The sequence below is a fragment of the Streptomyces sp. NPDC006140 genome, from assembly GCF_040628815.1.
Taxonomy (GTDB): Bacteria; Actinomycetota; Actinomycetes; order Streptomycetales; family Streptomycetaceae; genus Streptomyces.
Genome location: NZ_JBEXTS010000031.1, coordinates 37,882 through 44,292, shown reverse-complemented (window position 1 = coordinate 44,292; position 6,411 = coordinate 37,882). Strand labels below are relative to the sequence as shown.

At 73.3% G+C, this 6,411-nt stretch carries 6 protein-coding genes; 2 read left to right on the top strand and 4 right to left on the bottom strand.

Annotation, left to right across the window (positions count from 1 at the left end; all coding sequences use genetic code 11):
• Positions 1-122 precede the first annotated feature (122 nt).
• The 4 genes from ABZ386_RS41530 to ABZ386_RS41515 all read right to left on the bottom strand — a co-directional run bounded on the left by ABZ386_RS41530 (position 123) and on the right by ABZ386_RS41515 (position 4,537).
• Positions 123-1,577 carry an NDP-hexose 2,3-dehydratase family protein gene (locus ABZ386_RS41530; RefSeq protein ID WP_358968678.1) on the bottom strand — a complete coding sequence of 485 codons (1,455 nt, stop codon included), beginning with the start codon at positions 1,575-1,577 and terminating at the stop codon, positions 123-125.
• The gene (locus ABZ386_RS41525) at positions 1,574-2,578 is read right to left on the bottom strand and encodes an NAD(P)-dependent oxidoreductase (RefSeq protein ID WP_351345191.1); all 1,005 of its coding nucleotides are present in this window, start codon (positions 2,576-2,578) and stop codon (positions 1,574-1,576) included. The genes ABZ386_RS41530 and ABZ386_RS41525 overlap by 4 nt, the downstream gene beginning before the upstream one ends.
• The gene (locus ABZ386_RS41520; protein ID WP_351345188.1) at positions 2,545-3,171 is read right to left on the bottom strand and encodes a dTDP-4-dehydrorhamnose 3,5-epimerase family protein; all 627 of its coding nucleotides are present in this window, start codon (positions 3,169-3,171) and stop codon (positions 2,545-2,547) included. Before ABZ386_RS41520 ends, ABZ386_RS41525 begins: the two co-directional genes overlap by 34 nt.
• A 73-nt stretch (positions 3,172-3,244) precedes the next feature.
• A complete protein-coding gene (locus ABZ386_RS41515; RefSeq protein ID WP_351345185.1) occupies positions 3,245-4,537 on the bottom strand; it encodes an activator-dependent family glycosyltransferase in 1,293 nt (430 codons plus the stop codon).
• A gap of 246 nt (positions 4,538-4,783) precedes the next feature.
• On the opposite strand from ABZ386_RS41515, the gene ABZ386_RS41510 reads away from it, so the two are divergent.
• Both ABZ386_RS41510 and ABZ386_RS41505 read left to right on the top strand, forming a co-directional pair.
• Complete coding sequence (locus tag ABZ386_RS41510; RefSeq protein WP_114255094.1) at positions 4,784-5,347, top strand: helix-turn-helix transcriptional regulator; 564 nt, start codon at positions 4,784-4,786, stop codon at positions 5,345-5,347.
• Between the two features lie 115 nt (positions 5,348-5,462).
• A complete protein-coding gene (locus tag ABZ386_RS41505; RefSeq protein WP_358968680.1) occupies positions 5,463-6,374 on the top strand; it encodes a hypothetical protein in 912 nt (303 codons plus the stop codon).
• Positions 6,375-6,411: the final 37 nt, after the last annotated feature.

Genomic DNA, 6,411 nt, shown 5'->3' with positions numbered 1-6,411 from the left:
CCCTGGGCACAGGGGCCGACCGATGAGCACCTTGAACGCCCTGGAGCCGGGAGCCAGCCGGTCGGCCTCCCGGACACCCCGGAGCGCGGGAGCCGGGACACGGCGTTTCGCGCACCCTGCCGTCAGGCCCCGTGGAACAGGCTGTGCAGACAGGCGATCAGGCTGCGGGCCTGGACGTTGACGTAGTGGCTGTGCCGCAGCAGGTCCGACAGCTGGTGCAGCGTCATCCAGCGGTAGTCGGGATGGTCGCGGGGCACGTCCTGGTCGGTCTCCACGATCAGGTAGCGGTTGAGCGCGTGGAAGAAGCGGCCGCCCTCCTCGGAGAGCACCGTGTCGTACCGGACGCGCTCCGCGGGGGCCCGCAGCACCTCGTCGAGGAAGGGCGGCGCGGTCCCGCCGGGCAGCCGCGCATGGCTCTCGGCGACGCACTGCACGGTCGGGCCCAGCTCCACCACGTCCGCGAAACCCGGCTCCACGCGCGCGTGCACGAGGACGTGCAGCACCCCCTCGAACCGCCGGACGAGGAAGGCGATGACGCCCTGCCCCACCGGCTCGATCATCGGCTGGCTCCACCGGTGGACCTCACGGCCGCCGGCGTCCACCCGGACCCCGATGACGTCGAAGAAGGCGCCCGCGTCGTGCCGGATGCGGTCGTCGGTGCGGCTCCAGTCGCGCAGCTCGCCGAGCGCGACCCGGCGGACCGCGATGTCGCTGCTGGTGCGCCGGTCGGTGATCCAGCCGAGGATCTCCCGCGCACTGTGCACACTGAGCGCCCCGGGATCGCCCGAGCGCAGCAGCGCCGACCGGAAGTCGTCGCCGTCCGGCCGGTCGACGCCCGCACCGGTGAACGGCAGGCACGACAGCACCGTCCGGGCGTCCATGTTGACGGTGTCCTTGCGCCCGAGCAGCTCGTGGATCTGGCCCAGCGTCATCCAGCGGTACCCGTCCAGGGCCTCCACCGGCTCGGGCAGCTCGACGACCACGTTGCGGTTGCGCTTGCGGTAGAACCACGACCCCTGCTCGGACTGCCGCACGTCGGCGAGGACGCCCGGGCGGCTGTGGATGTCCAGGAAGTGCTCCAGGTACGGCACCGGGCGCCCCTGGTGGACCCGGGTGTAGTTGCTGCGGGTCGCCTGGACGGTCGGGGAGAGCTGGAGCCCCTCGGCGTTGCCGGGCTCGACCTTCGCCTGCATCAGGCAGTGCAGCACCCCGTCGATGGGGGCGGTGAGGATGCCCAGGATGCCGATCTCGGGCTGGTTGATGATCGGCTGCGTCCACCGCGGCACCGGCGCGCCCGGGTGCTCGACCTCCAGTCCGTGCACGGTGAAGAACCGGCCCGTGTGGTGGCGCAGGTCGCCGGTGTCCGGGTCGGTCTCCCAGCCCTCCAGGGCCTGCAGGGGGACCCGGTCGACATGGGTGTAGGCCCGCCGGCCGTAGTCGGCGAACCAGTCCGTGAAGTCGGAGAGGTCGCCGAGGGGGCCGGTCCGCAGCCGCGCCGAGGCGTCGATCCGCCGCTCGACGGGGTCCCGGGTGGGTGAGTCGGTGGAGTCGGTGGCGAGAGCACGGGAGTTGCTCATGAGACCTCCAGGGAGGTGGTGTCGGCTGCCGCTTCCCACATGGCCCGGACGGAGGCGTCGAGCGGGATCGTGGGCCGCCAGCCGAGCACCTGGGCGGCGAACCGGATGTCCGCGCAGGTCCAGCCGCCGCCCTTGCTGGCGACCTCGGCGGAGTTGAGCCGCGCCGACGAGGCGTCCACGCCGGCCGCGTCGAACAGGGCCTGCACCAGGTCGCGCATCGGCACCGCCTCGCCGCGCCCGATGTTCACGACCAGGCCGGTGACCGGCGCGTGCACCGCGGCGACGGCCGCCCGGGCCAGGTCCCGTACGTCGACGAAGTCCCGCCGGGCGTCGGCGACGTCGAGGCTGAGCACGTCGCCGGGGCCGAGGGCGCGCAGCCGGGCCACGACGGCGCCGAGGAAGCTGGCCGTCGTGGTGTGCGGCCCGCACACGTTGACCGCGCGCAGCACGACCCCGTCCACCCGGCCCGCCCGGGTCTGGGCGAGCAGGTGCTCGGAACCGGTGCGCTTGGTCAGTCCGTAGGGGGTCAGCGGGCCGGGCTCGCGGTGTTCGTCGATGAGGACGCCGTCCGGCACCGGCCCGTACTCGTGGATCGACCCCAACTGGACGACCCGCAGCCGCCGGGAGGTCGCGGCACAGCCGTCGACCAGGCGCTCCAGGAGGTCGATGTGCGCCCGGCGCATCTCCTCGACGGTGGTGCCCCAGCCGCCGGTGGCGTTGATCACCGCGGTGACGCCGTGCCGGTCGAGGAGCGCGGCGAGACGCTCCGGGGCGGTGCCGGCGACGTCGAGGGGGACGAAGGCGTGCGGGCGGGTGTGGGGCGCCGGGTGCCGGGCCACCGCGAGCACCCGGTGCCCGGTGCGCAGCAGTTCGTCACAGACGCTGCGGCCGACGCACCCCGTGGCACCGAGCACGGCCACGGTGCCGGGGGCCGCCCCGCCCTGCGTGGTGGGGGACATCGCCGTGCTCAGTTCGGGGCGCCGATGCCGGAGGGCTGCCACAGGCGCTCCTCGACCGCCGCGGACTCGGCGTAGTCGGGCAGCAGCCCCTGGGCCCGGGCCGCGGCGAAGGACAGCGCCGCCCGGTCCCGGTCCGACTGCACCGCGTCCAGCCCGGCGGGCAGCCGCACGCCCAGCTCCCGGTCGAAGATGTCGACGGCCAGCTCGTTCTCGGCCACGTACGGCCCCGTGAGCAGGTAGGACATGACGGTGTCGTCCTCCAGCGCGACGAAGGCGTGGCCGACGCCGACCGGGAAGTACGAGGCGCGGAAGTGGACCTGGTCCATCTCGACCGCGTCCCACTGCATGAAGGTGGGCGAGCCGACCCGCAGGTCGACCACGATGTCGAGGGCCCGGCCGCGCGCGCAGTACACGTACTTGGCGGTACCGGGCGGGGTGACGGTGAAGTGGATGCCGCGGACCGTGCCGCGCCGGGAGATGCTGTGGTTGGTCTGCGCGACCGGGAAGTGCGGCCGGCCCAGCGCCTGCTGGAACGCCTCCAGCTGGAAGGGCGAGACGAACAGCCCGCGGTGGTCGCGGAACTGACGGGGGGTGAACTCGAAGGCACCCTCGACCTTGAGCTTACGGATCTGCATCGCTTGGTTCACCGTCCGGGAAGTAGGGGGTACGGCAGGGCCGGTGGCGGCCCGGGTGCGGGTCTCGCGCCGGTCATCGGCGGCGGTGCTCGGCGGCCAGGCGCTCGAGCGTGGGGACGACCTGCGCGGGGGCGGGAGCGGCGAGCGCCTCGCGCCGCAGGGTCTCGGCGTTGCGCTTGAAGACCGGTTCCTCGAGCAGGCGGACGAGCAGCTCGCGCAGTCCCTTCGCGCTGAGCTTGCCGGGCACGTAGAGCCCGGCCTGGCGCCGTTCCAGATAGCGGGCCTTGTTGATGGTGTCCCAGACACCGTCGACGACGATGAGCTGGGGCACGGCGTGGATCATCGCCGTGCCGAAGCTGCCCGAGCCGCCGTGGTGGATCACCGCGTCGCAGGTGGGCAGCAGCGCGTCGAGGGGGACGAAGTCGACGGCCCGCACGTTGTCCGGCAGGGTGTCGAAGTCCTTGAGCTGGTTCTCGTTGAGCGTGGCGACGACCTCGACGTCGTCGAGTCCCGCGACGGCCTCCAGCAGGTCGCCGATGGACGCCCGGTCGGAGCCCAGCACCTCGCGGTGCGCCACGCCCAGGGTGATGCACACCCGGCGGCCCCGCTTCGGCGGCTCCTGGAGCCACTGCGGCACGGTGGACTGGCCGTTGTACGGCACGTACCGCATCGGCACGTAGTGCAGGTCCAGCGGGAACCGCATGGACGCCGGCAGCGGGCAGACGGTGAAGTCGCCCGTCACCGCGGCCTCCTCGAAGGAGGCGCCGTGCCGCTCCAGGCTCCAGGTGAGCCACTCGCGCAGCGGGTCGTCCCGCAGCTCCGGCGGGCGCGCGGCGAGCTGCTCCAGGAAGGTCGCGCGCATCTTGCCCGCGAGGTCCAGCCCGAAGAGGAGCCGGCCGTGCGCCGTCCCCGTGGCGATGGCGGCGATCGCGCCGGCGAAGGTCATGGTGTCCCACAGGACCAGGTCGGGCTTCCAGGAGCGGCAGTGCTCCACCAGTTCGTCGACCATCTGGTCGGAGCAGCAGTTCTGGAAGACGACCGAGGTCATGGCCGTGAACACACCGAGTGTGTAGTCCCAGGTCAGCCGCTCCGGGCGGGTCTCGCTCATGTCGAGACCGACCTGTGCCTGGCTCTCCAGCTGGTCGACGTCCTGGCCGATGTTCTCCTGGGTCTCCTGCATCTGCTCGTCGAGATGCAGCTCCTCCCCGACCCCGACGGCGGTCAGCCCGGTACGGGTGATCTCGTCGGCGAGATCGGGGTGACTGGCGATCCTGACGTCGTGCCCCGCCGCCTTCAGGGCCCAGGCGAGTGTCACCTGGGCGTGCATGTGCGACTTGGCGGCGAAGGTGGTGAAGAGTACCCGCATCCCAACCCCTGTTCCGGCGAACGACCCGTATGCGATGGGCCTCCACCCTCGGGCCGTGACCTCGTGCGGGAGTCGAGAGTCGTTGCAGCGGCGCTCGACGCGGGGCGCTCGAACGCGGTCGGTGCCTCCCGCCCTCGCGGAGAACAGCAGGTCGTGTACTACCGTGGGATCAGCCGGCGGGGTCCGGCCGATGCGCGGAGCACCGGGTACCGGTCCGTGCCGTGAGGGAGATTCAGCAGGGAGACGATGTCCGCCACGCGATTGCTCGTCCTGGGGGTCGTGCGGATGCACGGCCGGGCGCACGGCTATCTGGTCCGCTCCGAGCTGTTGTCCTGGGGTGCCGACGAATGGGCGCACATCAAGTTCGGCTCGATCTACCACGCGCTCCGGCAGCTGGCCAAGGACGGCCTGCTGAAGTCGACCGACATCCCCGACTGGCCCGGCCGGGTCGACTACGAGATCGCGCCCCCGGGCGAGGAGGAGTTCTTCCGGCTGCTGCGTGACGCGCTGCGCCAGGGGAACAACCGGCCGGACATGCTGGGGGCGGCGCTCGTGCTGCTGCCGGCGCTCAGCCGCGAGGAGGCGATCGCCCTGTTGCGGGAGCGCATCGCGTCGCTCTCGGCGGAGCAGAGCGAGCTGATCGCGAAGGTCGACGAGACGGCGGGGGAGCGGCCGCAGCGGGCCCACATCCGCGAACTCCTCGGCCTCTGGGAGCACAGCGCCGCGAGCCAGGCCGCCTGGACCGAGGCGCTGATCGAGCGCCTGGAGGCGGGCGCCTACGTCATGGCCGGGGAGGAGAAGGGCGCCTGACGGGGAGCCCTTCCGGCCGTTGACACGGGTTCGGTGGATGACCGGGCGCGTCCCGTGATACTCAAGTTTGTATACCCATCGTGCCCGTCCCGAGAGGACGACCGCTGTGCCGATCATGCTGTCCTCGGAAGACGTGGACGACGCCTTCGACGACGAGGCCTTCATGGAGGAGCGGTTCTCCGACGTCCAGCGGCTGCTCCTGGGCCGCGGGCCGGCGCTCGGCCCCGTGACCCCGGTCCTGCTCCCCGCGACCCACTGCCGGCTGACCGTGGGACCCCACGCCTCCGGCCCCTTCGGCCGCTGCTTCGCCGTCCGCCTCGACCCCGGCACCGACCAGTCCGCCCCCCGTGTGGAACTGCTGCTCGCCGACGACGGATCACTCCTCGGCCTGGTCGACGCCGGCGCCCTGGACGGCTGGCGCAGCGCCATCCCCTCCGGGCTCGCCGCGCGCTACCTCGCCCCGCCGGCCCCCTCCCTGCTCGGCCTCTTCGGCTCGGGCGAACCCGCCTGGTCCTGCCTGCTCGTGCTGCACCACGCGCTGCCCTCGCTCTCCGAGGTGCACGTCGTCGGCCGGGACCCCGCCCAGGCCCGGGAGCTCGCCTCCGCCGCCGCCCTGCGCACCGGCCTGAGGGTGCGCATGTCCGAGGACGCCCGCGCCACCGCCGCGGGCGCCGACGTCGTCGCCACCACCGGCGGCCACCCGCGCGTCCGCGCCGAATGGCTCGCGGCCGGGGCGCTCCTCATCGACCAGACCGCCACGGCCGTGCCGGCCGCCGCCGGCCCCGCCGTCCGGCACGTCAGCCTCGTCCCCCCGCCCGGCCCCGCCGCCGGCACCCGGCACGGACCCCTGCCGCTCGCCGAGATCGTCGCGGGCCGGGCCCTGCCCCGGGGCAGCGGCTCCGACATCGTCCACTACCAGGGCGGCGAGCTGGCCGGCTGGAGCACCATCGCCGCCGCCGCCGGACTCGGCCACGCCTGGCAGCGGGACGTCGGCACCCCTGTGCGGCTGGGGCGCGGCAGCCCCTGACCCGGGGCGCGGGATCCAGCCGTCTTCTAGGGCGCCG